Source organism: Marinobacterium lutimaris (assembly GCF_900108065.1).
Lineage (GTDB): Bacteria > Pseudomonadota > Gammaproteobacteria > Pseudomonadales > Balneatricaceae > Marinobacterium_D > Marinobacterium_D lutimaris.
This window is the reverse complement of the sequence record NZ_FNVQ01000004.1, coordinates 389,208-415,179: the sequence shown is the minus strand read 5'-3', so window position 1 is coordinate 415,179 and position 25,972 is coordinate 389,208. Positions and strand designations below refer to the sequence as shown.

General features: G+C 59.5%; 25 protein-coding genes. 15 read left to right on the top strand and 10 right to left on the bottom strand.

The features are described from left to right. Positions 1-67: 67 nt before the first annotated feature. The 6 genes from efpL to C4S72_RS18995 all read right to left on the bottom strand — a co-directional run bounded on the left by efpL (position 68) and on the right by C4S72_RS18995 (position 7,130). Complete coding sequence (gene efpL, locus C4S72_RS19020; RefSeq protein ID WP_104004752.1) at positions 68-634, bottom strand: elongation factor P-like protein EfpL; 567 nt, start codon at positions 632-634, stop codon at positions 68-70. 112 nt (positions 635-746) lie between these two features. Continuing rightward, entirely contained in the window at positions 747-1,685 is a 939-nt protein-coding gene (locus tag C4S72_RS19015; RefSeq protein ID WP_104004751.1) for a 2-hydroxyacid dehydrogenase, read from the bottom strand. Between the two features lie 110 nt (positions 1,686-1,795). Further along, positions 1,796-3,166: an aspartate aminotransferase family protein gene (locus C4S72_RS19010; protein WP_104004750.1), complete on the bottom strand. Its 1,371-nt coding sequence runs from the start codon at positions 3,164-3,166 to the stop codon at positions 1,796-1,798. Positions 3,167-3,192: 26 nt separating this feature from the next. Then, positions 3,193-4,680 (bottom strand): NAD-dependent succinate-semialdehyde dehydrogenase, encoded by a 1,488-nt coding sequence (locus C4S72_RS19005; RefSeq protein WP_104004749.1) that lies wholly within the window; start codon positions 4,678-4,680, stop codon positions 3,193-3,195. Positions 4,681-4,907: 227 nt separating this feature from the next. Continuing rightward, a complete protein-coding gene (doeB, locus tag C4S72_RS19000; RefSeq protein ID WP_104004748.1) occupies positions 4,908-5,906 on the bottom strand; it encodes a N(2)-acetyl-L-2,4-diaminobutanoate deacetylase DoeB in 999 nt (332 codons plus the stop codon). 45 nt (positions 5,907-5,951) lie between these two features. Then, positions 5,952-7,130 carry a M24 family metallopeptidase gene (locus C4S72_RS18995; protein ID WP_104004747.1) on the bottom strand — a complete coding sequence of 393 codons (1,179 nt, stop codon included), beginning with the start codon at positions 7,128-7,130 and terminating at the stop codon, positions 5,952-5,954. Between the two features lie 252 nt (positions 7,131-7,382). Here C4S72_RS18995 and C4S72_RS18990 point away from each other — a divergent pair, with 252 nt between their 5' ends. The 12 genes from C4S72_RS18990 (at position 7,383) to C4S72_RS18935 (ending at position 19,022) form a co-directional block, all read left to right on the top strand. Beyond that, positions 7,383-8,399 (top strand): TRAP transporter substrate-binding protein, encoded by a 1,017-nt coding sequence (locus C4S72_RS18990; protein ID WP_104004746.1) that lies wholly within the window; start codon positions 7,383-7,385, stop codon positions 8,397-8,399. A gap of 188 nt (positions 8,400-8,587) precedes the next feature. Next, positions 8,588-9,166, top strand: a complete 579-nt coding sequence (locus C4S72_RS18985; protein WP_104004745.1) for a TRAP transporter small permease — start codon at positions 8,588-8,590, stop codon at positions 9,164-9,166. Between the two features lie 16 nt (positions 9,167-9,182). Continuing rightward, positions 9,183-10,469: a TRAP transporter large permease gene (locus C4S72_RS18980; RefSeq protein ID WP_104004744.1), complete on the top strand. Its 1,287-nt coding sequence runs from the start codon at positions 9,183-9,185 to the stop codon at positions 10,467-10,469. Positions 10,470-10,481: 12 nt separating this feature from the next. Beyond that, on the top strand, positions 10,482-10,919 hold the full coding sequence (locus C4S72_RS18975; protein ID WP_104004743.1) for a universal stress protein: 438 nt from the start codon (positions 10,482-10,484) through the stop codon (positions 10,917-10,919). 91 nt (positions 10,920-11,010) lie between these two features. After that, positions 11,011-11,727: a GntR family transcriptional regulator gene (locus C4S72_RS18970; protein ID WP_104004742.1), complete on the top strand. Its 717-nt coding sequence runs from the start codon at positions 11,011-11,013 to the stop codon at positions 11,725-11,727. Further along, a complete protein-coding gene (gene eutB / locus C4S72_RS18965) occupies positions 11,724-12,731 on the top strand; it encodes a hydroxyectoine utilization dehydratase EutB (protein ID WP_104004741.1) in 1,008 nt (335 codons plus the stop codon). Before C4S72_RS18970 ends, eutB begins: the two co-directional genes overlap by 4 nt. A 13-nt stretch (positions 12,732-12,744) precedes the next feature. Further along, positions 12,745-13,737 carry a cyclodeaminase gene (locus C4S72_RS18960; protein WP_200826836.1) on the top strand — a complete coding sequence of 331 codons (993 nt, stop codon included), beginning with the start codon at positions 12,745-12,747 and terminating at the stop codon, positions 13,735-13,737. 73 nt (positions 13,738-13,810) lie between these two features. After that, positions 13,811-14,299: an Lrp/AsnC family transcriptional regulator gene (locus C4S72_RS18955; RefSeq protein WP_235009195.1), complete on the top strand. Its 489-nt coding sequence runs from the start codon at positions 13,811-13,813 to the stop codon at positions 14,297-14,299. Positions 14,300-14,371: 72 nt separating this feature from the next. Beyond that, entirely contained in the window at positions 14,372-14,995 is a 624-nt protein-coding gene (gene gmk / locus C4S72_RS18950) for a guanylate kinase (RefSeq protein WP_104004740.1), read from the top strand. Between the two features lie 62 nt (positions 14,996-15,057). Then, the gene (gene rpoZ / locus C4S72_RS18945) at positions 15,058-15,270 is read left to right on the top strand and encodes a DNA-directed RNA polymerase subunit omega (RefSeq protein ID WP_104004739.1); all 213 of its coding nucleotides are present in this window, start codon (positions 15,058-15,060) and stop codon (positions 15,268-15,270) included. Positions 15,271-15,368: 98 nt separating this feature from the next. Continuing rightward, the gene (gene spoT, locus C4S72_RS18940; RefSeq protein ID WP_104004738.1) at positions 15,369-17,492 is read left to right on the top strand and encodes a bifunctional GTP diphosphokinase/guanosine-3',5'-bis pyrophosphate 3'-pyrophosphohydrolase; all 2,124 of its coding nucleotides are present in this window, start codon (positions 15,369-15,371) and stop codon (positions 17,490-17,492) included. A gap of 192 nt (positions 17,493-17,684) precedes the next feature. After that, positions 17,685-19,022, top strand: a complete 1,338-nt coding sequence (locus tag C4S72_RS18935) for an HDOD domain-containing protein (RefSeq protein ID WP_235009194.1) — start codon at positions 17,685-17,687, stop codon at positions 19,020-19,022. 7 nt (positions 19,023-19,029) lie between these two features. Here C4S72_RS18935 and C4S72_RS18930 read toward each other — a convergent pair whose 3' ends face one another. After that, positions 19,030-20,952: an ATP-binding cassette domain-containing protein gene (locus C4S72_RS18930; RefSeq protein WP_104004837.1), complete on the bottom strand. Its 1,923-nt coding sequence runs from the start codon at positions 20,950-20,952 to the stop codon at positions 19,030-19,032. 56 nt (positions 20,953-21,008) lie between these two features. Here C4S72_RS18930 and C4S72_RS18925 point away from each other — a divergent pair, with 56 nt between their 5' ends. Together C4S72_RS18925 and C4S72_RS18920 are read left to right on the top strand one after the other, a co-directional pair. Continuing rightward, the gene (locus tag C4S72_RS18925; protein WP_104004737.1) at positions 21,009-21,509 is read left to right on the top strand and encodes a TIGR02444 family protein; all 501 of its coding nucleotides are present in this window, start codon (positions 21,009-21,011) and stop codon (positions 21,507-21,509) included. A gap of 63 nt (positions 21,510-21,572) precedes the next feature. Then, complete coding sequence (locus C4S72_RS18920; protein ID WP_104004736.1) at positions 21,573-22,277, top strand: FKBP-type peptidyl-prolyl cis-trans isomerase; 705 nt, start codon at positions 21,573-21,575, stop codon at positions 22,275-22,277. Positions 22,278-22,370: 93 nt separating this feature from the next. Here C4S72_RS18920 and C4S72_RS18915 read toward each other — a convergent pair whose 3' ends face one another. After that, positions 22,371-23,306, bottom strand: a complete 936-nt coding sequence (locus tag C4S72_RS18915; RefSeq protein WP_235009193.1) for a WD40 repeat domain-containing protein — start codon at positions 23,304-23,306, stop codon at positions 22,371-22,373. 29 nt (positions 23,307-23,335) lie between these two features. After that, the gene (gene rsd / locus C4S72_RS18910; RefSeq protein WP_104004734.1) at positions 23,336-23,812 is read right to left on the bottom strand and encodes a sigma D regulator; all 477 of its coding nucleotides are present in this window, start codon (positions 23,810-23,812) and stop codon (positions 23,336-23,338) included. A gap of 142 nt (positions 23,813-23,954) precedes the next feature. Here rsd and C4S72_RS18905 point away from each other — a divergent pair, with 142 nt between their 5' ends. Then, positions 23,955-24,353 carry a flagellar basal body-associated FliL family protein gene (locus C4S72_RS18905; RefSeq protein WP_104004733.1) on the top strand — a complete coding sequence of 133 codons (399 nt, stop codon included), beginning with the start codon at positions 23,955-23,957 and terminating at the stop codon, positions 24,351-24,353. Positions 24,354-24,392: 39 nt separating this feature from the next. Here the strand turns inward: C4S72_RS18905 and gshA are convergent, their stop codons facing one another. Beyond that, on the bottom strand, positions 24,393-25,958 hold the full coding sequence (gene gshA, locus C4S72_RS18900) for a glutamate--cysteine ligase (RefSeq protein ID WP_104004732.1): 1,566 nt from the start codon (positions 25,956-25,958) through the stop codon (positions 24,393-24,395). Positions 25,959-25,972 lie beyond the last annotated feature (14 nt).

Here is a 25,972-nt window from a genome sequence, read left to right as displayed (position 1 = left end):
AGAGTGCTCAGGAAGCGGGTAGAAAAGGGGAGCGTCGCCCATGCTGGGATGGGCGACTGGGTGCGGATCAGGCGCGGGAGCTGAACTTACCGGTTTCGGTGTTGATCTTCACCTTTTCGCCGGCTTCCAGGTATTCAGGTACCTGAATCTCCAGGCCGTTGGCGAATTTCGCCGCCTTGGTGCGACCGGTAGCGCTGGCCGCTTTCATACCCGGTACGGTTTCAACGATTTCCATCACCACAATCGCCGGCAGCTGGATAGAGATCGCCTGACCGTCCACCAGGGAAACCATGATCCCTTCCATGTTTTCGATCAGGAAAGGCACCTGGCCTTCGATAGCGCTGGCGTCGATGCCGTACTGGCTGTAATCCTCGGCATCCATGAAGTAGTAGAGGTTGTCTTCACGGTAGAGGTAAGACGCGGTGCGGCGTTCCAGGGCAACATCCTTGAGGATATCGTCGCCGGTGTAGGTAGCTTCATGTTTGCCGCCACCGGGCAGCAGGCTGAAACGTACGCGGTACAGCGTGGATGCGCCACGGGCAGTGGGGCTACGGACGTCGATCTGCTGGACGACCATCAGTTTGCCGTCGATATCGACGACCTGGTTACGCTTGAGTTCGGATGCCTTGGGCATACACACCTCGAAAAACGTGTGGGTTAAAAGTTGGCGCCTATTCTAGCGCTGTTCCCGGCTGGCCAGGGAGTCAAATTTTACCTCTGAGCAGTCATGCCAGCGGTGTTTCAGCCTAATAGCCTCGCTGGTAATCCACCGTCTCGGGAATGCTGCCATGCATCAGGTAGGCACTGACGTTCTGGCGCACGATTTCGCTGGCGCTGGTGATATCGGTGGGGCCGGAAATATGCGGCAGAACGCTGACCGCCGGATGCTCCCAGAGCGGATTATCCTGCGGCAGCGGCTCCTGGTTGAATACATCGAGCACGGCGTGTTCCAGATGTCCCGCATCGAGGTGGCGTAACAGGGCGTCGTAATCGAAGATCGGTGCGCGGGCAAAGTTGATGATGCTGGCGCCGGGCTTGAGCTGTGACAGGCGCTGGTCGTTCATCAGCAAGCGGGTGGCGTCAGTCAGTGGCAGCAGGGCGATGACAATATCGCACTGAGGCAGCATCGCATCCAGGCCTTCACTGCCGGCGAAATGCTCCACGTTGTCGATCTGCTTCGGGCTGCGGCTCCAGGCGCAAACCTTAAATCCGTTGGCGAGCAGCGTCTCGATGGCGGCCAGGCCCAGGTTGCCGGTGCCGAGCACGCCCACGCGCGTCTGTGACGGCGGCTGGTAGATATGCTGTTTCCAGTGGTGCTGTTGCTGCTGACGCAGGTAAGTGGGGATCTGCCGGTGCAGGTAGAGTGTCCAGGTCAGTACACCCTCGGCCATGATTCGCGCCAGTTCCGGGTCCTGCATGCGCACGATGGGGATCTCGGCCAGCTCCGGCATGGATACCATCTTTTCCACCCCCGCCCAGAGGCTCTGCACCCATTTCAGGTTCGGAAAACGGCGCAGCTCCGAAGGTGTCGGGTTGGCGACGATGGCGAACTCTATGCTCGCTGCCTGCTCATCGTCGATCGCTTCGGAAGTGATCACCTGCTGATCGGGCAGTACCCGGTTCAGGCTTTGCAGCCAGAGCTCAAGCTCCTCGGCATCGATATCGGCGATCAGCGGGATAAGCATGGTGTCTCCTGTTTAGCAGCCTGGGGATAGCAAACACTCGTGCTGTTGGCAGCATGAGAGGCACAAAAAAGGGGGCACAGTGTGCCCCCTTGGGTGTATTAGCAGTCAGCTTAACCGAGAACTTCCTCGATGGCACTGTGCAGGGCGGAGACCACCTTGTCGCACTCCTCCTTGCTGATGCAGAGCGGCGGCGCAAAGCCGAGGATATCGCCCTGTGGCATGGCGCGGGAGATCACGCCGCGGGCCAGCAGTGCAGCAGCCAGTTTGCCGCCGAGTGCGCCAACGTTGTCGAAGCGCTTGCGGCGGGCCTTGTCTTCGACAAATTCCACAGCCACCAGCAGGCCTTCGCCGCGTACCTGGCCCACGTTTTTGTGGCTGCCGACCGCTTCGATCAGCGCTTGCTTGAAGTAGGCGCCGGTTTCACCGGCGTTAGCCACCAGGTTCAGCTCGTCCACCAGCTCCAGGTTGGCGACACCGGCAGCGGCACCGATCGGATGCGCGGAGTAGGTCCAGCCGTGACCGAAGGCGCCGAACTCGTCGGTACCCTGTTCCAGTACTTTCCACACCTTGTCGGCGACGATGGAACCGGACAGCGGCGCGTAGGCAGAGGTCAGGCCCTTGGCGATGGTGATGATGTCCGGCTTCAGTCCGTAATGCTCGGAGCCGAACATGGTGCCCAGACGGCCGAAACCGGTGACCACTTCATCGGCGATCAGAAGGATGTCGTACTTGTTCAGCACCTTCTGGATCGCTTCCCAGTAGCCCTTCGGCGGCGGAATCAGGCCACCGGTACCGAGCGCCGGTTCGCCGATAAAGGCGGCGATGGTATCCGCGCCTTCCGCTTCAATCAGCTTTTCCAGTTCGTTGGCGCAGTGAGCGGAGAACTCCTCTTCGCTCATATTGTCGTCCTGGCGACCGTAGTAGTAGGGCGCCTCGGTGTGGACAACCTGGCTCAGCGGCAGGTCGAACTGTTTGTGGAAAAGATGCAGACCGGTCAGCGAACCGGTAACCAGGCCGGAGCCGTGGTAACCGCGCCAGCGGGAGATGATCTTTTTCTTCTGCGGGCGACCCAGCACGTTGTTGTAGTACCAGACCAGCTTGACGTTGGTCTCGTTGGCGTCTGAGCCGGACAGGCCGAAGTAGACCTTGGACATATGCGCCGGTGCGCGGTCGAGGATCATTTTCGACAGGGTGATCGACGCTTCGGTGCCGTGGCCCACGTAGGCGTGGTAGTAAGCCAGTTCGTTAGCCTGCTTGCTGATCGCATCGATCACCTTCTGCTGACCATAGCCGACGTTGACGCAGTAAAGGCCGGCAAAGGCGTCGAGCAGGGTGTTGCCGTTCATATCATCGATGTAGACACCCTTACCGCCGGTGACGACACGGTTGGGCAGATCACCGCGGGCAAAGCCGGCCAGATGTGTGGAGGGGTGGAAAAAGTTTTCGCGATCCCAGCTTTCCAGTGTGTTGATATCAGTCATAGCTACCTCCAGTAGTAATCCGGCCCTTAAAAGTCCCGGCAGACATATTTAATTTCAGTAAATGCTTCAATGCCCTGGCGCGCGCCTTCACGGCCGATACCGGACTGTTTCATCCCGCCGAAGGGGATGGGTGCACCGGTGACCTTGGTGCGGTTTACCGCGACCATGCCGTACTGCAACGCCTTGGTAAGACGGTAGATACGATGGGCGCTTTCGGTATGAACGTAACTGACCAGGCCGTATTCGGTGTCATTGGCGCGGCCGATCGCTTCCGCTTCGGTGTCGAACGGGGCGATGGCGGCCACCGGGCCGAAGGTCTCCTCATGGAAGATCTTCGCGCCGGTGGGCACATCCGCCAGTACGGTGGGTTCAAAGAACAGCGGACCGGCCTTATGCACCTTGCCGCCGGTGAGCAGGCGGGCGCCTTTTTCCAGCGCGTCGCTGACATGCTCCTGCTGCTTGGCCACCGCCTTGTCATTCATCAGCGGGCCGATCACCGGATCGTCGATGCCGGCGCCTACGGTGAGTGCGGCGGTTTTTTCGGCAAAGCGTTGGCAGAACTCTTCATAGATGGGGCGTTCCACCAGGATGCGGTTGGCGGCCAGGCAGTCCTGCCCCGAGGTGGCGAACTTGGCGTCGATGGCGCAGTCCACGGCGTGTTCCAGGTCCGCATCGGCGAACACCAGAAAAGGCGCATGGCCGCCCAGTTCCAGCACCAGGCGCTTCACTGTATCGGCGCTCTGGCGATAGAGCAGCTTGCCGATCTCGGTGGAACCGGTGAATGACAGGGCGCGCACTTCAGTCATCTCGGTCCAGGGTTTGACGACTGTGGGCGCTTCGCCGGTGACCACGTTAAACACACCGGCCGGTACGCCGGCACGCTCCGCCAGCTCTGCCAGGGCCAGCGCCGAGAAAGGCGTTTCCCAGGAGGGATGAGCCACCACGGTGCAACCGGCCGCCATCGCCGCGCCGGCCTTGCGGGTCAGCATGGCGGAGGGGAAGTTCCAGGGGGTGATCAGTGCCGCCACGCCCACTGGTTCGCGCCAGAGTTCTACCTCGGCATGAACCAGGTGGGACATGACGCTCTCGATATTGAGGCGCTTGCCCTCTTCGGCGTAGTACTCGAGAAAACCCGCGGCATATTCGATCTCGCCGCGGGATTCGGACAGGGGCTTGCCCTGTTCCACGGTCATCAGCAGCGCCAGATCCTCTTTGTTCTCCAGCAGCAGGTCGTACCAGCGGCGCAGGATGCGGCTGCGATCCTGGGGCAGCATCATCGACCAGTCGCCGAACGCCTTGTGCGCTACCTGCACGGCGGTGCGGCTCTGTTCGGCGCTGAGGCTGGCGACGGAGCCGATCCAGCTGCCATCGGCCGGGTTGGAGACATCGATCTTGGCGTCGCCGTCACCGGAGCGCCATTCGCCGTCCACGTAGGCAAACTCGCGGAACAGCGTCGGGTCGTTCAATCGATCGAGCAGGGCGTCGCGTTCGTGGCGTTTTTTGACTGACAGCATGATGAATGTCCTCCCAAGGGTGTTCGCCAGGTAGGTGTTCTCTGGCGGCGCTCTCCGTCCGGTGTTTTCGGTGGAGAAGACGATGGGTTCATTGTGGGTCAGAAACCGGCGAGGGGTTTTCTGAAATCGGGCTGTCTGGAGGAGAAACTCTCTTTTTTGCAGGGCGCCCGGGAGAGAGTTTCTCCCGGGCTGTTTAAGTGCTGATAACTGTTTGAATTAGAAAAGGATTAAACGACTTCTGCGATCACGTTAAGGCAGTCGCCGATCTTGATCAGCGACGGTACATGGCGACAGATCACCATGCCATCGCGGGGCGCGCGATATTCCGCCGGTAGTTCCGGCGAGGTGCGCTCCGTACTGTGGATACGCGCGACCAGGTCGCCCTCATGGACGATATCGCCCAACGCCACGCAGGGCTCTACGAGGCCCGCGTGCTCGCAGAAGATGAAGGAGCGGAAGTCCGGCATATCGAGGCTGACGCTATCGTGCTTGGGCATCTGCGGATCAGCGTTGAGTATCCCGGCATGGATCAGAAAGTTATCCACACCGCGGCGGGCGATCTCCACCGTATAGGGCGAGCTGGTGCCGCCGCCACCGAGCTCGGTGGTGACAAACACCTTGCCGGCTTCCTCCACCATGGTGTCATAGAGCCCGGCGGCATCGATCTCCAGCATCTGCAGATAGTGGGGTGCGCCGAATGCCCTCGCGGCTTCTTCACAGGCGGCCTGCTGCTGCTTGTCGTCGAGAATATGCGAGGCGGCAAAGGGCACGAAGTCCAGGGTTTTGCCGCCGGAGTGGATATCCAGCACGTAATCGGCCATCGGCACCAGGGTGCGCGAGAAGTAGTCCGCGATCACCTCTGACAGGCTGCCATCGGGGCGGCCGGGGAAGATGCGGTTCAGGTTCAGCTGATCCACCGGGGAGACCCGGGTGGCGGCCTGAAACGCGGGAAAGTTCATCGCCGGCACAACGATAACGCGGCCGTGAAAGCTTTCGATATCGGTGCGGTTGGCAAAGTTGTACAGGGCGATCGGCCCCTCGTATTCATCGCCGTGGTTGCCGCCGGTCATCAGCGCCGTGGGGCCATCACCGTTTTTGAACTGGGTGACCGGAATCATCACTGCGCCCCAGGCGGAATCGTTGCGGGAGTAGGGCAGGCGCAGAAAGCCGTGCTGAATCCCGTCCTTGTCGAAATCGATGGTTGGCGTGATCGGGTTGTTACGCATAAATCAGCTCCAGAAATCGGATGCGGTAAATCAGCTGCCGCGTCGCTATTTGACGAACAGCTTGCGTGGAACCTGGGAAAGCATCAGGCCGCCCTCAGGGGTGACTGTCATGCTCTCGGTGATCTCGAAGCCCCAGTCGTCAAACCACATGCCGGGCATGAAGTGGAAGCACATCCCTTCCTCCAGCACGGTGTCATCGATATCACGCAGGCTCATGGTGCGCTCGCCCCAGTCGGGCGGGTAGCTCAGGCCGATGGAGTAGCCGCAGCGGTTGTCCTTCTCATAGCCATGTTTGCGGATATGCTGGGTGAACGCTGTGGCAACCTCTCCGCAGGTGGTGCCGGGGCGGAACATCTCCTGAACCATGTCGATGGCATCGAGGATCACCGCCTCGATATCCAGGTATTTCTGTGATGGCTTGCCGAAGTGAAGGGTGCGGCTCACCGGGCAGTGGTAGCGGTTATGCACACCGGCCAGCTCCAGGCACATGCCGGTGTTGTTCTCGATGGGGGTGTCATCCCAGGTCAGGTGACAGGCGGCCGCTTCCGGTCCTGACGCCAGCAATGGCTGTATCGCCGCGTAGTCGCCGTAGATATCCGGTGTGCCACGGGTACTGGCGTGAAGAATCTCCGCCACCAGGTCATTCTTGCGCAGGCCGGGTTCGGCCACGTCGAGCACCCGCTTGTAAACCTCTTCGATCACCGAGCCGGCGCGACGCATGTACTCGATCTCTTGCGGTGACTTGATCGCCCGCTGCCAGTTAACCAGCGCCGTGGCATCGGTGAAGCTGGCGTCGGGCAGGCACTGGATCAGCAGATGCATACCGCGGTAGGTCTGATAGTAGTTGTCCATCTCGCCGCCGATGACGCCGGTATCCAGCTGGCGCTGCTTGAGAATCTGCGCCAGGTACTCGGTGGGGTGAACCTCCGCCGACTGAACGTAGTGGTCCGGGTAGGCGATGATGTCGTCGTCGGGCAGGTTGGTGGTGATCTGTGCGGAAGGTGCATCGATACCGCGGCCGAACCAGAACAGTTCACTGTCGGCACTGATCACCACACACTGATAAACATAGAAGGACCAGGCGTCATATCCGGTGAGCCAACAGATGTTGGATGGGTCGGCGATCACCAGCACGTCGATTCCCTGGTCTATCATTGATTTACGGGTTTTAGCCTGGCGGGCCAGGTATTCACCCGCTTCAAAACGACGACGACTTGGTTTCACTTGGCGTCTCCCTATCGCGTTGACGGTTTGAGATGTACACAAATAACATTTTCAGGTGCTAAGAAATGCTGCCTTTAAGGGGTATTTCTAGTACGAATTCGATTGAATGTATACATCTCGGTTGCAAATCTGTTTCTAGGTTGTATGTTGAATGTAACTGTGCGGATAAGGGGGTCGTGCTCTTGGCAGCCTGCAGACGCTGTTTTTCGCGCACTGCAATCCGAAAAATAACTTCCAGCAGAGGGATATCAGATGAAGAAAACACTCACTCCGAAAGTTCTGGCCGGCGTGATTGCGGGTATGGTGATGACCACCGGCGCCGCCCAGGCTGACACCTGGCGCTACGCCTTTGAGGAGGCGCTTACCGATGTACAGGGTATGTACGCGACCAAGTTCAAGGAGGAGATCGAGAAAAATTCCGACCATGAATTGGAACTCTTTCCCTACGGTACTCTGGGGGAATCGGCAGACATCATGGAGCAGGCCCAGGCCGGCATTCTGCAGTTTGTTGACCAGTCACCGGGTTTCACCGGCGCGCTGATTCCGGAAGCCCAGGTTTTCTTCGTACCCTACCTGCTGCCGAACGACCCGGAGCAGCTGAACGAGTTTTTCCGCACCAGCAAGGCGATCAACGAGGACTTCAAGGAGCTTTACGCCCAGCACGGTCTTGAGCTGCTGACCATGTTCCCTGAGGGGGCGGTGGCGATGACCACCCAGGAGCCGGTCACCAGCCCCGCAGACCTGGATGGCGTCAAGGTGCGTGTAATGACCAACCCGCTGCTGGTCGAAACCTACAAGGCGTTTGGCGCCACCCCGACTCCTCTGCCCTGGGGTGAGGTGTATGGCGGCCTGCAGACCAACATCATCCAGGGCCAGGAAAACCCGGCCTTCTTTATCGAATCCACCAAGATGTATGAGGTGACCGACTACATCACCTACGCGGGTCACAGCAACTTCACCACCGCGGTCATGGCCAACAAGGATTTCTATGACGGCCTCGGCGAAGCGGACCAGAAAGTGATTCAGGACGCCACCGATGTGGCGTTCGAATACATCCTCGATTACCAGCAGGGGCTGGATGAGGATTCCATCGCCAAGATCAAGGAAGCCAAGCCGGAAATGAACGTCAGCGTGCTGACCGAAGAGCAGCGGGCGCCGTTCAAGGCCGCGGCTACGCAGGTAGAGGCGAAGTTCATTGAAATGACCGGTGATAGCGGCAAGGCGATCCTCGATCAGCTGAAAGCCGATCTCGAAGCAGTTACCCAGTAACAGGGAGCTGCGTGTGACCAAAGGGCCGGCCGGGCGGTCGGCCCTTTTGGTTTCAAACCGGCAGTTTCAAACCAGCAGTTTGAAACTCTTTGTTCAGAACCCTTTGCAGAGCCCGAGACGGAGCTGCTGAGGAACTGTTTTGGAGAGCAAGGCAATGTCCAGGGTATTGATTACCAAGGAGGGCTGGTATGGCTGACAAACCAGCGGATAACGAACACTCGTCCGACCTGCCCGGTATTCTCGGCATCATCGATTCATGCATCAGCCGCCTGGAAGCCTGGGGGCTGGCGCTGAGTGTGATCCTGATGGCGGTGAATACCATCGCCAATGTGATCGGTCGTTTTGCCTTCGGCGAGAGCCTTTTCTTCAGCGAAGAGGTGAACCGAATCCTGATCATCCTGATCACCTTTGCCGGCATAGGTTATGCCGCCCGACATGGCCGCCATATCCGCATGTCGGCGATCTACGATGCGTTGCCGCCATCGGTGCGCAAGGTGTTCATGGTCGTGATCGCTATCATCTCCTCCCTGTGTCTGTTCGCACTCTGTTATTTCTCGGTTCTCTACATCGACAAGGTGGCCAGCTCCGGCCGGGTGCTGCCATCGCTGCAGATTCCGGTTTACTGGATCTACCTCTGGGTGCCGGTGGGTTTCTTCGTTACCGGGGTGCAATACGCGCTGACAGCGGTGAAAAACCTGATGCAGAAAGATATCTACCTCTCGACCAAGGTGCTTGAGGGATATGACGACACCGAAGTTGAGCTATAGGTAGGGAGACTCGATCATGGCAGCTACCATCTTTCTGGCAATGATCATCCTGTTGTTGCTGGGTTTCCCGATGATGATCCCGCTGATCATCGGCGCTTTCATCGGCTTTTACGACCTCTTTAACGGGGTCGGTAAAATGGACTTCATGGTGCAGCAGTTCATGGCCGGTATACGCCCGGCATCGCTGATCGCCGTGCCGATGTTTATCTTTGCCGCGGATATCATGACCCGCGGTCACTCCGCCAACCGGTTGATCGATATGGTGATGAGCTTTGTTGGCCATATCAAAGGCGGCCTGGCGGTCAGTACCGCGACGGCCTGTACCCTGTTCGGTGCGGTTTCCGGCTCGACCCAGGCCACGGTAGTGGCGGTGGGTTCGCCGCTGCGACCACGCATGCTCAAGGCGGGTTACAAGGACAACTTTGTGCTGGCGCTGATCGTCAACGCCAGTGATATCGCCTTCCTGATTCCGCCGAGTATCGGCATGATCATCTACGGCGTGGTATCCAACACCTCCATCTCCGAACTCTTCATCGCCGGTATCGGCCCGGGCCTGCTGATCCTGGTGCTGTTCTCCATCTACAGCATGATCTACGCCACCATTCACAATGTGCCCACCGAGCCAAAAGCCAGCTGGGGTGAGCGCCTGGGGGCGGTGAAACAGGCGGTCTGGCCGCTGGGTTTCCCGGTGATCATCGTTGGCGGTATCTACGGCGGTATCTTCAGCCCCACCGAAGCGGCGGCGGTCTGCGTGCTCTATGCACTGATTCTTGAGGTCGTCGTATTCCGCGCCATCAGCGTCAAGGATGTCTGGGATACCGCCAAGTCCACCGGTCTGATCACCGGTGTGGTGTTTATCCTGGTGGGTGCCGGCGCGGCGTTCTCCTGGGTGATCTCTTTCGCGCGGATTCCGCAGGAGATCCTGTCGGCGGTCGGCGTGGCCGATATGAGCGCCATCGGCGTGCTGTTTGTGATCTCCATCGCCTTCTTTGTCGGCTGCATGTTTGTTGACCCGATCGTGGTGATTCTGATCCTGGTGCCGATCTTTGCGCCGGTGGTGGAATCGGTGGGTCTGGACCCGGTGCTGGTGGGTACCATCATCACGCTGCAGGTGGCGATAGGCTCGGCAACGCCACCCTTTGGCTGTGACATATTTACCGCCATGGCGGTGTTTAAACGCCCTTATATCGAGGTAATCCGTGGCACACCGCCGTTCGTCATTATCCTGCTGGCGGTGGCTGTAGCGCTGATCTTCTTCCCTGATATTGCGCTTTTCCTGAGGGATCTTGCGTTCGAAAAATAGTAAGGAGGCGAAGTGTTTAAACGCATACTCCTGCCGGTCGATGGATCGGACGGTGCTTTCGAAGCGCTGAAGGTGGCGGTCGAAATGCAGAAGATCCACGACGCAGAGCTGATGATTCTGTCGGTCTATCGGCATCACAGTCTGCGCGAGGCTTCCATGTCGATGGTGCGTCCACGCGAGCCCGAACATATGGATGACCTGATGCAGAGTTACTCCCGGGAAGTGGCGGAAAGCTTTCGCAAGTACGCCATCGAACAGGGCTGCCCCGGGGTTAGGGCGTTCGTGAAAAGCGGCCATACCGCGAAAACCATCGTGGAATTTGCTGAGAAGAACAAGGTTGAGCTGATTATTATGGGCAGCCGGGGGCTTGGCGATGCCGAGACCTTCCTGGTGGGCAGTGTCTCGCAGAAAGTGGTGGGCATGTCAAAAATACCGGTATTGGTTGTCTGACCTCCGCCTGGGAGCCGAATCACCGGCCACCCCTCAAGGGCTGGTCGGCTCCCATAACAACAATGATTTTAAAAGAGCGGGTTGAAACACGATGAATGCTTTGCCGGACAGTTCCGGTACCGAGGTGGATGAATCCCTGAGCGGCGTCGAACAGCGTTTCGAACATATCTACTCCACGCTGCGCAGCCGCATCTGTCTGCTGGATTACAAGCCGGGCACGCGCCTTTCCGAAGTGGCGCTGGCGCGGGAGTTTGATGTCAGCCGCACGCCGGTTCGCAAGGTGCTTGGGCGGCTTGAACTCGAGGGTCTGCTGGAGATCCGTCACGGCGTGGGCACGCTGGTGACCGAAATCGATTTTGATTACCTGGCCGAGGTGTACCAGGTGCGTATGGAACTGGTCTGTCACCTGGGCATCATGGCGCCGATGCCGCCGTCGGAAGAGCTGCTGGCCTCGATCCATGAAACCCTTGAACGTACCCGCCAGGTCGGCAGTGACGAAAATCCCAAGCGTCTGTTTGCCCAGGTAAATATCGAATTTTTCGAACAGCTGATGCAGCTGGTGGGTAACCGCGCCCTGCGCGAAGTGGCGACGCTGCTGTTCTACCGCTCATCGCGGATGTGGCCCTACCTGATGCGCGACGAAACCGTGGCGATGGAGGCGGAGATGTTCGCCAACGAGATCCGCGAAACCCTGCAACTGCTGGAAAGCGGACAGATGGTCGCCGTTGGCAATCTGCGCCGCCGCCATATCGCCATGGCGTTGCAGCGGTTGAAACTGATGTCTACCGAGAATGGATTGGTTGCATGAGCCTGATCGATCTAGCCGCCGTGTATCGTGCCCGTCGGGCCATCGCCGGGCGTGTTACCCGTACGCCACTGATTCCGGCGTTCAGCCTCGGTGATGAACACACCGAGGTGCGTCTGAAGCTGGAAACCACCCAGCCCACCGGCGCCTTCAAACTGCGCGGTGCGGTCAATGCGCTGGCCAATCTGAGTGAGGAACAGCTGGCGCGTGGCGTGGTTTGCGCCTCCACCGGCAATCATGGCCGCGCCCTGGCCTGGGGGGCATCGCAGCTGGGTGCCCGGGCGACTATCTGCATGTCGTCGCTGGTGCCGCAGAACAAGGTCGAAGCGATCCGGGCGCTAGGTGCCGATGTGCGCATTCACGGGCGTAGCCAGGACGAGGCGCAGCAGCTTGTGGATAAGCTGGTCGCCGAACAGGGCATGAATGAAATCCCGCCTTTTGACCACGCCGATGTGATCGCAGGGCAGGGCACCATCGGGCTGGAGATTCTGGAGGACTGGCCGGAAGTCGACACCCTGATTATCGGGCTCTCCGGTGGCGGGCTGCTCAGCGGCATAGCGCTGGCCGCAAAGGCGATCAAACCGGATATCCGTATTATCGGCGTCAGCCCGCGCCGGGGCGCGGCCATGGCGGCCAGCCTGCAGGCTGGAAAGCCGGTTGAGGTTGAAGAGCTGGAAACCCTGGCCGATTCCCTCGGTGGCGGCATCGGTCTGGATAACCGTTACACCTACGAGCATGTGAGCTCCTTGATGGATGCCTATGTGCTGCTGGAGGAGCGGGAGATCGCCGCCAGCATGCGCCATCTCTATCGTCATGAACAGCTGGTGGCCGAGGGAGCCAGTACCCTGGGTGCGGCGCTGTTGCTGGAGCCTGAACGCCGGCGAGAGATGGGCGCCAAGCTGGGATCGAAAATCGCGATCATCGTTTCTGGCCGTAATGTGGATATGGACGCGTTTACGGCGGTGATTGATGGCAGTCACAGCGCTTGGAACAGCGAAGACAGCTAAGCAGGAGGTCATCATGGCCGAGATCAGCATACTGACCGAATCTGAACTCAGACAGTGCGTCAGGCTGACCAAAGAGGTCACCGACGTGATCGCCGCCGCCTTTGCTCGCCTGGCCCAGGGCGGCGTGGTGATGCCGCCTGTTTTGAGCATGGAATTGCCCCAGGTGAACGGCGAGGTGGATGTGAAGACCGCCTATGTGCCGGGCATGGATAACTTCGCCATCAAGGTCAGCCCCGGCTTCTTTAACAACCCACTCAAAGGGCTGCCAAGCCTGAACGGCCTGATGGTGGCGCTGTCCGCCGAAACCGGCATCGTCTCGGCGGTACTGCTGGATAACGGTTACCTGACCGATATCCGCACTGCGGCGGCCGGTGGCGTGGCCGCCCGCTTTATGGCGCCGCAGCGGGTCGAAACCGCCGGTATGATCGGTACCGGGCTGCAGGCTCGGCTGCAGGCGCAGGCACTGTTGCTGGAACGTAATGTGGAGCACCTACTGGTCTGGGGACGCGATGCCGCCAGGGCCAGGCAATACGCCGATGAGCAGACGCAGGTTCTGGGTATTCCCGTCAGCGTCGCGGATAGCGCCGAGGCGCTGGTGAAAGCCTCCCAGGTGGTGATCACCACCACGCCGGCGAAAGAGCCGGTGATCGATGCTGATTGGCTGCATCCGGGGCTGCATATCACTGCCATGGGTTGTGATTCGCCGGAGAAAAACGAGATCGACCCTCGCGTACTGGTGCAGGCGGACCTGGTGGCGGTAGATCGTGTCAGCCAGTCGCTGGAACGCGGTGAGATGCGCACGGCAGTCAAAGCGGGCCTCATCGACGCCGACAGCATATTGCCGGAGCTACCGGCGATCAGCGCAGGCCTGGTGCCGGGGCGGCACTCGGAGGAGCAGATCACCCTCTGTGACCTGACCGGTACCGGCGTTCAGGACACCGCCATCGCCGACCTGGCGCTGCGGATTGCACGGCAGAAAGGGTTGGGGACGTTGATTGAAAGCTGAGCCATGGTTTTTTAATAAGAGAGCTGAATAAGCGAGCCGAACACGAGAGCTGAATACGAGAGACGAAGCCTGAATGCGTATAAGACTGGATGATCGGGATATCCAGATGCTGTCGATCCTGCAACGGGAGGGGCGCATCACCAAGACGGAGCTGGCGCGGCGGGTCAATCTGTCGCCGACACCCTGCTGGGAGCGTCTGCAACATCTGGAAAAACTCGGCGTCATCGAAGGCTATGGCGCCCGCATCGCCTGGTCTGCGCTGAGTCGCCAGACCATTGTGTTTATGGAAGCGGAGCTGAACAGCCACCAGGCTGCCGATTTCGACCGCTTTGAGCGTGCCATGCAGGAGCAGCCCGAGGTGCTGGAGTGCTACGCCCTCGGCGGCGGCATCGACTATATGCTCAAGGTGATTGCGCCCTCTGTGGATGATTACCAGCGCTTTGTCGATCGTATGCTCAACGCTGATATCGGTCTGCGCCGCTACTACACCTATATCGTGACCAAGCGGGTCAAAGATACCGAGTTTGTGCCGGACAGCCTACTCGAAACGCTTAAAAGTTAGCCGCTCGGACGTCGGACTCGGCCTCGCTTTCTGCTAGAATTCCGCCTTTGCGATCAGAGGGTAGCTAGCGACATGAAACATCTGGGTCATCTTTACATCGTTTCGGCCCCATCCGGTGCCGGCAAGACCAGCCTGGTCAAGGCTCTGCTTGAACGTGATACCCAAGTAGTGGTGTCGGTTTCGCACACCACGCGTCCATGTCGTGAGGGCGAAATCGATGGCGTCGACTATAACTTCGTCACGCCCGAGCAGTTCGAGGCCAAAATCGAAAAAGGCCAGTTCCTGGAATACGCCGAGGTGTTCGATAACAAGTACGGCACCTCTCAGATCTGGGTTCAGGAACAGCTCGATAAAGGCCTGGACGTGATTCTCGAGATCGACTGGCAGGGAGCCGAGCAGGTGCGTCGCCTGATGCCGGATGCGCGCTCCGTGTTCATTCTGCCGCCGAGCCGCGAAGTACTGGAGCGCCGTCTGCGTGGCCGCGGTACCGATACCGAAGAGGTGATCCAGCGCCGCCTGTCGAAAACCGTTTCCGAGATCAGCCACTACAGCGAGTTCGACTACCTGATCATCAACGACGACTTCGAAACGGCCCTGGCTGATCTTGCCTCGGTGTTCCGCAGTGCGCGCCTGACGCAGGACCGACAGCAGCAGCGACACGAGGCTTTGCTCTCCGGCCTCTTGTCTAAGCTTTGATCGAATCGTAAACTAGCCGACTGGTTTTATTTTCATCACCCAATTTCCCGCCGAGGACTGCAATGGCACGAGTAACAGTTGAAGACTGCCTGGATAATCTTGATAACCGCTTCGAGCTGGTAATGGTCGCGTCCCGTCGTGCACGTCAGCTGGCGACTGGTGGCAAAGATGCCCAGGTTGAGTGGGAAAACGACAAGCCCACCGTTGTTGCCCTGCGCGAAATCGCTGAAGGTTTCGTCGACCGCACTATCCTCGACGAGCGCGACGAGGGCTGATCTTCCCCTCCGCTTTCGGATACGGCATCATCATCGGGTAGAGCTTTTCGCCGGCGACGCTGAGTTGATGCCGGCGCTACCGAGGTTCACGAGATATGATGCCGACCATCGATGCCCTTTCAGACAATCTGACCGAGTATCTGGATCTTGAACAGATCCGGCAGGTGCGTCGCGCCTATTTCTACGCCGAACAGGCCCATGACGGTCAGCGCCGCAAAAGCGGTGAACCCTACGTAACCCATCCGCTGGCGGTCGCCGGTGTTCTCTCCGAAATGCACATGGATCATCAAAGCCTGATGGCGGCGATGCTGCATGATGTGATCGAAGATACCGAGATCAGTTACGAGGGGATCGAAACCCAGTTCGGCAAGCCGGTGGCGGATATCGTCGACGGCGTATCCAAGCTGACCCATCTTGAGTTCGAAACCAAGGCTGAGGCCCAGGCGGAAAACTTCCAGAAGATGGTGCTGGCCATGGCGGAGGACATCCGCGTCATTCTGGTCAAGCTGGCCGACCGTCTGCATAACATGCGCACCCTGGGTGCCATGCCGCCGGTGAAACAGCGCCGTATCGCCCGTGAAACCCTGGATATCTATTCTCCCATCGCTGCGCGTCTTGGTATGCGCGATCTGCAGGTGGAGCTCGAGGACCTGGCGTTCCAGGCCTACTACCCGATGCGCGCGCGCTATATCCGCCGCGCCGTGGTCAAGGCGCGGGGCCAGCGTCGCGATATCATTACCCAGATCGAACAGGCGATTCAGGGACGGATCGACAAGGAACACCTGCCCGGCATAGTGACCGGTCGCGAGAAGCACCTGTACAGCATCTATCGCAAGATGAAAACGCAGAGTAAGGCGTTTTCAGAGATCATGGATGTGTTCGCGTTCCGCGTCGTCACCGACTCGGTGGACGATTGCTACCGCATCCTGGGCGCAGTGCATAACCTCTATAAACCGGTGCCGGGTCGCTTTAAGGATTACATCGCTATCCCCAAGGCGAACGGTTACCAGTCGCTGCACACCGCGCTGTTCGGCGCCCGCGGAATCACCATCGAGGTGCAGATCCGTACCCGCGAGATGGATGCCGTGGCCAGCCAGGGGATCGCCGAGCACTCCCACTACAAGGTTTACGGCGATTCAGACAGCGCTGTCGGATCCTACAACCGTGCCCGCAAATGGGTTCAGGGGCTGCTGGAGATGCAGCGTCGTGCCGGCGATTCCATGGAGTTTATCGAGCACGTCAAGAAAGACCTGTTCCCGGACGAGGTCTACGTGTTCACGCCCAAGGGGCGCATTCTCGAGCTGCCTCGCGGTGCGACTCCGGTGGACTTTGCCTACGCCGTGCATACCGATGTCGGCAACTCCTGCGTTTCCTGTCGCATCAACCGCCGCCTGGCACCGCTGTCTGAAGCGCTGGACTCCGGCCAGACCGTCGAGATCATCACCACGCCGCGGGCACAGCCCAACATGGCCTGGCTCAATTTCGTCGTCACCGGCAAGGCGCGTTCCAGCATTCGTCACTTCCTGAAGAACCAGCAGCGCCACGAATCCGTGGAGCTGGGCCGGCGTCTGCTGAACCAGTTCATGGCTAACTATGGCGCCGGTATCGACGATATCGATCCGGACAAGCTGCAGGCCCTGCTGGATGAGGCGGAGCTCAAGAATATCGATGCCCTGCTGGAAGATATCGGCATGGGTAACCGCATGGCCTACGTGGTGGCGCGTCGGCTGCGGCCCGAGGTTGCACCGGACAGCGAACAGACCCAGACGCTCTCACCCCAGGGTAAGCCGCTGGCGGTGCATGGCACCGAGGGCATGGTGATGCACTATGCACGCTGCTGTCATCCGATCCCGGGTGATGCCATCGTCGGTCATATCAGCACCGGCCGTGGCCTGGTGGTGCATCGGACCGACTGCCGCAATATCCGCTACATGCGTGAAGATCCGGAAAAATGCGTTTTCCTCGAATGGTCGAGCCTGGCCGAAGAGGAATATCCGGTGGCATTGATGCTGTCGGTGGAGTCTCAGCGCGGCATTATTGCCCACCTGGCCATGGCGGTAGCTTCCGCGGGAGCCAATCTGCTCAAGATCGATAGCGGTGAGCGGGAAGGGCAGCTATACAGTGTTCAGATGGAACTGACCGTATTCAACCGTATCCACCTGGCGAAGGTGATCAAGCAGCTGCGCCGGCAGTTGGGCGTAAACCATATCGCTCGTCTCTAAGATCTCTTCTGTCTCTGTGTTGTGTCAGTTCTTTATTGAAAGTTAAAGGTTTTTGCGGTTTTCAGCCGCTCGTTCATATAATCTGGTTCATTCGCTGGAACGTATTGAATGGGCCAGGGAAGCTGGTAAGGAATACTGGCTTCTCTTCGATATAAATTCCTGACATAGCTTTTTCCAATCCGGAGATTTTCAGTGACTTTAGGTGTGCAGATCCCCGCATATGACAACCCAGAAGGGGCCTGTGTCCGGCTCGTGCTGATGCATGATGCCGAAGGCAAGGTGCTGGTTCTGGTGCCCTCCGACAAACTGCTCAACATGGCTGCCGTCTGGTCGCTTTCAGGCCGCAAACTGCGCGCCGCTCGCGGCGAGGATACGCTGCGCTATTTCTCCCAGGCGGGTCTGCAGAACGAAGAGGGGCAGCAGCGGTTGATGCACTCCTTTACCCTGCTGGTGGATTCATCCCTGCAGGGGTGTAGCGGCGTAGAGCTCTGTGAGTTGCGCAGCGGACTGCACTTTCACTGGGGGCTGGATACGGCGCCGGAACAGGAGGTTCTCTACGGCGAGCTGGGTCTGGAGCCTGAGACCATCCAGGTGCAGAACGGCGGCGAGCGCGGCCGGGATGCCGTAGCAATCACTCGCGCGGTGGAGCGTTTTACCGCGCTGCGTATTCAGCAGCGCCTCGAAGACACCCTTGGGCTGCCGGCGCTGGCGCCGACCACCCAGAAGATCATCATGTTGCGCTCGGATCCGGATTCCGGTGTTGATGCTTTGGTCCCTGTCGTACGTCTGGACCCCAGCCTGTCGGCCCAGGTGATGAGCTGGGCGGCATCGCCCTATTACGCGGCGCCGGGCAAGGTAGAATCGATTGAGGATGCGGTGATCCGCGTGCTGGGCTTTGATCTGGTGGTAAACCTGGCGCTGGGAATCGCCATGGGCCAGGTGTTGAACCTGCCGGAAGATGTGCCCCGCGGCTCGACTCCGTACTGGAAGCAGTCGGTATATACGGCCACTCTGTGTGAGCTGTTGACCCGTCGCATGCCGATCGAAACCCGGCCCAAGGCAGGTCTTGCCTATCTTTCCGGGCTGCTGAATAACTTTGGCTACCTGGTGCTGGCCCACCTGTTCCAGCCGCAGTTCTCCGTGTTGTCACGTTACATCGAGGCCAACCCGCATCTGGAGCCCCAGCTGGTTGAACAGCATGTGCTCAAGGTAACCCGGGATCAGGTCGGTGGCTGGTTGCTGGAAAGCTGGAATCTGCCGTCGGAGGTGTGCTCGGGTATACGCCAGCAGCAGTTCGAACTGCCGGTCGGAGATGGCGAACCCTACGCCCGCTTACTGCGTCTGGCTCAGGCTCTGTTGCGTCAGGAGAAACTGGCCGATGGGCCGATCACGACCCTGGAGCCGGATATGTATGAGTCTCTGGGGCTCAGTGAAGATGATCTGGAAGCCGCCATGACAGCATTACTTGCCAACCGTGACGGCCTGGATCAACTGACCCACACCCTCAGCAAACACCGGACGGCGGTCTGAGCGACGCTCAGCTGTCCGCCTGATCCAGCTCTTCCTGGAGCAGTTCGAGTGCTTCGAGCTGCTCCATCCAGGCTTCTTCGATCTCCTGCTGTTCACGGGTCAGGCGAGCCTGATCCGCCAGCAGGGTCTTCAGCTGCTCCTTGGCGCTGTCATCATAGACTGCCGGATCACCCAGTGCTTCTTCCACCTTGCCCAGCGCATCGCTGGTTTTCTCCAGCGCCTTTTCCAGCTTTTCCACCTCTTTCTTCAGCGGTCTTAACTGAGCGCGTCGCTCCGCTTCAAGGCGTTTCTGTTCCTTGCGCTCGGCAGCGCTGAGCGAGCGGGTCTCTTTAGGTGCTTCGTCGCTGCTGGACTGGTCCCGGCGCTGCTGTGCCAGCCACTGGTGATAGTCGTCCAGGTCTCCGTTGAACTCCTCGACACCGCCGTTTGCGACCAGCAGGAAGCGGTCCACGCTGTTCCGGATCAGGTGGCGGTCGTGGGAGACCAGGATCAGCGCACCATCGAAAGATTGCAGGGCCAATGTCAGTGCATGACGCACTTCCAGGTCCAGGTGGTTGGTGGGCTCATCGAGCAGCAGCAGGTTGGGTTTGCGCCAGGCGATCAGGGCCAGCGCGACGCGGGCCTTTTCGCCGCCGGAGAACGAACCCACCGGGTCCAACGCCTGATCACCGATGAAGCCAAAGCTGCCTAAAAAGTTACGCAGCTCCTGGTCGGAGCTTTTGGGCGATATACGTTGCAGGTGCAATAGCGGTGATGCGGCCAGATCCAGGGCTTCCAGCTGGTGCTGGGCGAAGTAGCCTATCTCGAGATGCTCGCCCTCATGGCGCTCACCGTTCACCAGATCGATGGAGCCGACCAGGCTTTTGATCAGCGTCGATTTACCGGCGCCGTTATGACCCAGCAGGCCGATCCGTTCGCCCGGCGTCAGCGTCAGCGCGATATCCTTGAGTATGGTGCGGCCCGGGTAGCCGAGATCCGCATCGTAGAGCGTCAGCAGCGGCGAGGAGAGCTTGTCGGAGCAGTCGAAAGTAAAGGTGAACGGGCTGTCGATATGAGCCGGGGAGAGTTGCTCCATCCGCTCCAGCTCCTTGACCCGGCTCTGCGCCTGCTTGGCTTTCGAGGCCTTGGCCTTGAAGCGGCGCACAAAGCCCTCGATCTGCTCGATACGGGCCTGCTGTTTCTCGTAGGCGGCCTGCTGCTGGGAAAGCTTTTCTGCACGCAGGTGCTCGAACGCCGAGTAGCCACCCTTGTAGAGAGTGAGCTGACGGTTGTGCATATGCGCCACATGGCCGACTACGGCGTCGATAAAGTCGCGGTCGTGGGAGATCAGCAGCAGGGTGCCCGGGTAGAGCTTGAGCCACTGCTCCAGCCAGATGGTGGCGTCCAGATCCAAGTGGTTGGTGGGCTCGTCGAGCAGCAGCAGGTCGGAGCGGCACATCAGCGCCTGGGCCAGGTTAAGACGAATCCTCCAGCCGCCGGAAAAGCTGTTGACCGGACGTTCGGCGTCACCCGGCATAAAGCCAAGGCCGTCGAGCAGCTGGTGGGCGCGGGACTCGGCCCGGTAGCCGTCGATGGCATCGAGCTCGGCGTGCAGTTCACCGATACGGCCCGCCTGGTGCGCCGCTTCCGCCTCGGCGAGCTGTTGCTGAACCTGGCGCAGACGCGCGTCGCCGTCGAGCACATATTCCAGCGCCGTGCGGTCGGTGGCGGACACCTCCTGGGCCATATGGGCGATAGAAAGCCCTGCCGGCAGCTTGAGCTCGCCGGCATCCGGCTGAAGCTCGCCCAAAAGCAGTTTGAAGAGGCTCGATTTACCGACGCCGTTGTTACCGACAATGCCGACTTTCCAACCGGAATGCAGGGTCAGATTTGCCTGCTCCAGCAGGGCCAGGGCGCCGCGGTTTAAGCTGAGATTCTGGATCTGTATCATGGCGCTGAATCTTACAGCGCGCATGGCCTTCAGCGCCAGTTCTAAGGAGTGCAATCATGGCACTGGATAATCCACTTTGGCGCTTTGCTCTCGATCTCTATGCTCGACCGGGAGTGGAAGCCGCCGCCCTTGAGCTGCAGAGTCTTGGATGCAGTATCAACCGCCTGATACTGGCCTGTTTCCTGGCGCAGAAGGGGTGCCGGTTGATGCCGGAGCTGCTGCGCGGTGAAGCGCAGCAGTGGCAGAACGAACTGACCCATCCACTAAGGGCGCTACGCTACAAAGTGAGAGCGCGGAAAGCGGATAACCCGGAGCTTGATCCGTGCTATCGCAAGCTGCGTGAAGCCGAGCTCGCCTGTGAGCAGGTTGAGATCATGCTGCTGTGGCAGTGCGTTGAGGCTGTGCCTGAGGTGCAGTTGGCGCTTGGGGAGGATCTGCTGCGTGGCAACATTGAACAGATCGTTGCAGAAATGGGTGATCGGGCTGTATCTCAAGCGTCATCACAGATCGACGCTTTTATAACTGTCGTTGATCCAGGTCGGCTGGCCAGTGGCTGAACTTTCGCGTTTAATGGACGACTAACCCAGCACAACCCGCGTTAAACTGTTAAGGAATCGAGCATGAAGAAAACCTTAATCGCTGTGGCACTGACCGGTGCGCTTGTGTCTGCACCGGCTCTCCAGGCCGAGGAGCTTAGCACCGACCAGGAGAAACTCAGCTACAGCTTGGGTCTTATCCTCGGCCAGAAGCTGAAACTGGATATTGAAGACCTGGATATCGATGCCTTCCGTAGCGGCGTGGAGACTGTCTACTCCGAGGAAGAACCGCTGCTGACCCAGGAAGAGATGGGCGCGGTGATGCAGTCGTTCCAGCAGCAGAAAATGCAGGAACAGCAGGCTGCCATGGCCAAGCTGGCCGACGACAACAAGGCTGCCGGTGAAGCGTTCATGACTGAAAACGGCAAGAAGGATGGCGTGGTTACCACCGATTCCGGCCTGCAGTATGAAGAGCTGACCGAGGGTGAAGGCGCAAGCCCGAACGAAGAGGACACCGTCAAGGTTCACTACCGCGGTACTCTGATCGACGGCACCGAGTTTGATAGCTCTTACGCACGTGACAAGCCGGTATCTTTCCCGCTGAACGGGGTGATCCCGGGTTGGACCGAAGGTCTGCAGCTGATGAAAGAGGGCGGCAAGGCACGCCTGGTGATCCCGTCCGACCTGGCCTATGGTCCGGGTGGCATGGGTAACGCTATCGGCCCGAACGAAACCCTGGTATTTGAAGTCGAGCTGCTGGAGATCAATCCGGAATCCGACGCTCAGTAAGGCACTGCCTTGCACCGAAAAACGGCCGCTGATGCGGCCGTTTTCGTGTCTGGTAGGAGGCGCGCCTCGCGCCGATTGGGAGGGCAGAAGAATTTACCTCAGCACGTTAATCAGCCCGTTAGAGCCGATGGCGTAATAACGGCCATCGTTGCCGAAGCCTACCGCTTCGATGCTGGTGCTGGTGGGTCCGTAGGCTTCACGCTTTTTGGTCTGCCACTTGCGCAGCTGTTTGCCGGTGCTGACATCCCAGAGCTGCACACTGCCGGACGCGGAGCCGGTCAACAGCTGGCTGCCATCGTTGGAGAAGCGGGCGCTGATGTAACTGATCCGTTTTTGCCACAGCATCTCGTCCCCACTCAGCGTATGCAGAATCTGCCCGCTGCGGGTGTCCCAGATATAGGCCTTGTCCAGCGTGGCAGAACTGAAGGCGAAGCGTCCGTCTCCGGAGAGAGCCACGGTATCGACGGTATTATTGAAGCTGACGCTGTGCAGTTCTTTACCGCTGCTCATATCCCAAAGCCTTGCGGCGTAGGCGTCATCGCCGGTCAGCGCCAGGCTGGCGGTGTTGTCGAGCGCCACCGAACGCACCCGGGCAGGATGCAGCAGAGTGCGCAGGATGCCGCCATTCTTGATATCGAAATAGACCGCCTGATGGTTACCCAGGCCGAGCAGGGCGTAGTCGCCGTTGTTTGACAGTGCGATAGAGAGCACCTCGGCGGGAGCGATCCAGTACCAGATCGGGCTGCCGTCATCGGTGTTCCAGAGCACCAGGTCGATGCTGCTCGCAGTGGCGGCAAAGCGGCCATCCGGCGAAAAGCTGCTGTCGACGATGTTGGTGTATTCGCCCTGCTTGTGGTTCCAGTCGTAAAGACGTTCATGCCGGCGTGTGTCCCAGTAACTGCCGCCATGCTGGGTAGAGCCGACGATAGCATGGCTGCCATCGGGCGAGAGGGTGGCGCTGTAGATCCCCTGGGCGGTGTACTCCTGCCAGCTATCCGGGCTATCGCCGCTGCAGCCAGTCAGGAGCAATACACTGCAAAGGAGGGCTAGGCTGAACTTCACGCCTCGTCGGCCACCGCGGGTCGGTGGGCGTTGTGCAGAACCTCGATCAGCTGGTCTTCCAGCTCGAAGCGGTCTTCCAGCGTTTCACACATGTTGGAGAGTTCCTCGGCAAAGTCGCGAATCTCACGCAGTGTGGGGCTGTCGAACGATCCGTAGCGGTCGTTGAAGTCCAGTGCGGCGTTGGTGGTCGGCTGAATGCGCGGGAACAGGTCCTGCACCTTGTCGACGCTGCCATCGTCAAACTCGCTGCCCTCAAGCAGCAGCTGCTCGTAGACTTCGAAGTGGCCGGAGGAGAGGTAATCCATCAGCAGGTCGCAGAACAGTGTCAGCTGTTCATTGAGCGGTTTGCCGATCTCACAATCCGAAAGGGAGAAAAGGGTTCGGATCAGCTGCTGACGCTGTTCTAGCCACTGATCGATAATATCGCTGACACCGCCCCAACGTTCTTTGGCATTACGGCATTTTTCCAGCATTTTCGCCCCTCCGCATTTATTATTCCCCAATACTAATGCCAGCCCAACAGGGGTGCAACAGCGCACCGAATAGTGTCAGCCCAGCCTCGGCACCGGTATACTTTTGCGGCACAGGCCACAGGTTTTCACAGAGGGAAAGGGAATGTTCAGAACGCTCAAGTCGCTGCTACTAATGATGCTGTTTCTGGCGGCTCCTCAGCTGCATGCGGCGGAAGAGGGTGCGCCCTATATCAGCTATATCGAGCTCAAGCCGTTCGTGACCAACTTCGGCTCGGCGGATGATCTGCATTTTCTTAAGGCTGAGGTGACGCTGCAGGTGGAGTCTGAAGCCGCGCATCACGCGGTGAATGCGCACAAGGCCCAGATCCGTAACGATCTGGTGTTCCTGTTCAGCGCCCAGACCGAGGAGAGTGTAGACAGCATCGCCTCACAGCAGGTGCTGTCCGGCGAGGCGTTAAAGCTGGTGCAGGATATGCTGCGCGAAGAGGAGGGCGAACCCTTTGTCGCCGACCTCTTCTTTACCAGCTTTGTCGTTCAGTAAAACAGGCGGGAAACCCGGCCAGCCTTAGCTGGCCGTCATTTAACTTGCCATGTAGTGGGCGAGGAATTCGTCGAAGCTCTGGCTGTCGGCGGCCTCAATCGCCTGCTGCTCGGCCAGGGAATCCGCGGCCATCTTGTCGAACAGCCGCTCTTTTTCCGCTGACAACGGCGTAGCGCACAGGTTTTTCCGGTGTGTGCGGCTCTGTTGCAGCGCCCATTCGTTATAACCGGCACCGCTTTCGCGGATGGCGTTCAGCACCTGTGCCGACGGCGTCTGATCCGGATCTTCCAGCTTGGCGTACTGCGCATCCACCGCTTTGGTATAGCTGTCGCCGCCCTTGATGCTGTCCATTACCTGGGCGGTGAGTCGCACCTGGTCGAGCATATCGCTGCCGCGCTCGGCCACGCTCTGGCCACCGTTGTAGCAGGCCAGTTTCAGGCCAGGCTCACGGCCACGGGTAACGATCAGCTGGTGGTTGATGGCGATCTGTTCGCACTCGGCATCGGTGATCGGCTCGTTGGAGCAGATCAGGCAGGTGATCAGGAACGCATCCATAAACAGGGACTGCTCCAGATCGATCCCCAGCGGTTTCAGTGGGTCGATATCGGTGCTGCGCACCTCGATGTACTCCACACCGCGCTCACGCAGCGCCTGGATCGGCTTCTCGCCGGAACGGGTCACCCGTTTCGGACGCACGTCGCTGTAGTACTCGTTCTCGATCTGCAGCAGGTTGGTGTTGAGCTGGTTGTACTGGCCGTTCTGCTTCACACCCAGCTGTTCGTAAGCCGGGTGGGGCCTGCGGATCGCATCGCTCAGCGAGGCGGTGTAGCTGTCGAGATGGTTGTAGCAGATATTCAGTGCCGACTGCGCCTTGTTGGAGTAACCCAGGTCGCTCATTCGCAGCGAGGTGGCCCAGGGCATGAACAGCGTATGGTCGCCGATCTTTTCCAGTTGATTCGGGCGGCCTTGCATAAAGCTGGATGACAGCGCCGGTGAGGCACCGAACAGGTAAAGCAGCAGCCAGCTGTAGCGGCGGAAGTTGCGGATAAGGCCGAAGTAACCGGCGGAGCGGAACGCATCCATAGTGCCCGCGGTCTGCGTCAGCTGCTGATACACCGGCCAGAAGTTTTCCGGCAGTGAAAAGTTGTAATGAATACCGGCTATGGTCTGCATCATCTTGCCGTAGCGGTGCTGCAGACCAACGCGGTAGATGTGTTTCATCGTACCCACGTTGGAACGGCCATACTCGGCGATGCGGATCGCCGCCTCGGACGGGATATCGCAGGGCATGCTGGCGTTCCAGAGCTCTTCGTCGCCGAGGTGCTTGTAGGTGTAGCGGTGCAGGTCAGCGAGGTAGGCCAGCGTGTCCGCCGGCGTATCGCACACCGGAGTGATGAACTCCAGCAGCGCTTCGGAATAGTCGGTGGTGATCTGCGGATGCGTCAGCGTGGAGCCGAGCGCGCGCGGATGGTCGGTCTGTGCCAGACGCCCCTGAGAGTCGACTCGCAAGCCCTCTTTCTCGATGCCATGGCCCAGTTGGGTCAGCAGTTTGGCATCGCCGGTGGCGACCAGTAGATCCAGATGTTTTTCCAGAGTTGCCTGCACAGGTGAATTCCTGT

Bases quoted from the DNA above. Each gene is read 5' to 3' on its own strand.
- efpL (WP_104004752.1), bottom strand. From the start codon at position 634: ATGCCCAAGGCATCCGAACTCAAGCGTAACCAGGTCGTCGATATCGAC.
- C4S72_RS19015 (WP_104004751.1), bottom strand. From the start codon at position 1,685: ATGCTTATCCCGCTGATCGCCGATATCGATGCCGAGGAGCTTGAGCTC.
- C4S72_RS19010 (WP_104004750.1), bottom strand. From the start codon at position 3,166: ATGACTGATATCAACACACTGGAAAGCTGGGATCGCGAAAACTTTTTC.
- gmk (WP_104004740.1), top strand. From the start codon at position 14,372: ATGAAACATCTGGGTCATCTTTACATCGTTTCGGCCCCATCCGGTGCC.
- C4S72_RS18990 (WP_104004746.1), top strand. From the start codon at position 7,383: ATGAAGAAAACACTCACTCCGAAAGTTCTGGCCGGCGTGATTGCGGGT.
- C4S72_RS18920 (WP_104004736.1), top strand. From the start codon at position 21,573: ATGAAGAAAACCTTAATCGCTGTGGCACTGACCGGTGCGCTTGTGTCT.
- C4S72_RS18980 (WP_104004744.1), top strand. From the start codon at position 9,183: ATGGCAGCTACCATCTTTCTGGCAATGATCATCCTGTTGTTGCTGGGT.
- C4S72_RS18985 (WP_104004745.1), top strand. From the start codon at position 8,588: ATGGCTGACAAACCAGCGGATAACGAACACTCGTCCGACCTGCCCGGT.
- C4S72_RS19005 (WP_104004749.1), bottom strand. From the start codon at position 4,680: ATGCTGTCAGTCAAAAAACGCCACGAACGCGACGCCCTGCTCGATCGA.
- C4S72_RS18970 (WP_104004742.1), top strand. From the start codon at position 11,011: ATGAATGCTTTGCCGGACAGTTCCGGTACCGAGGTGGATGAATCCCTG.
- C4S72_RS18905 (WP_104004733.1), top strand. From the start codon at position 23,955: ATGTTCAGAACGCTCAAGTCGCTGCTACTAATGATGCTGTTTCTGGCG.
- doeB (WP_104004748.1), bottom strand. From the start codon at position 5,906: ATGCGTAACAACCCGATCACGCCAACCATCGATTTCGACAAGGACGGG.
- C4S72_RS18925 (WP_104004737.1), top strand. From the start codon at position 21,009: ATGGCACTGGATAATCCACTTTGGCGCTTTGCTCTCGATCTCTATGCT.
- C4S72_RS18930 (WP_104004837.1), bottom strand. From the start codon at position 20,952: ATGATACAGATCCAGAATCTCAGCTTAAACCGCGGCGCCCTGGCCCTG.
- C4S72_RS18955 (WP_235009195.1), top strand. From the start codon at position 13,811: ATGCGTATAAGACTGGATGATCGGGATATCCAGATGCTGTCGATCCTG.
- eutB (WP_104004741.1), top strand. From the start codon at position 11,724: ATGAGCCTGATCGATCTAGCCGCCGTGTATCGTGCCCGTCGGGCCATC.
- C4S72_RS18960 (WP_200826836.1), top strand. From the start codon at position 12,745: ATGGCCGAGATCAGCATACTGACCGAATCTGAACTCAGACAGTGCGTC.
- rpoZ (WP_104004739.1), top strand. From the start codon at position 15,058: ATGGCACGAGTAACAGTTGAAGACTGCCTGGATAATCTTGATAACCGC.
- rsd (WP_104004734.1), bottom strand. From the start codon at position 23,812: ATGCTGGAAAAATGCCGTAATGCCAAAGAACGTTGGGGCGGTGTCAGC.
- spoT (WP_104004738.1), top strand. From the start codon at position 15,369: ATGCCGACCATCGATGCCCTTTCAGACAATCTGACCGAGTATCTGGAT.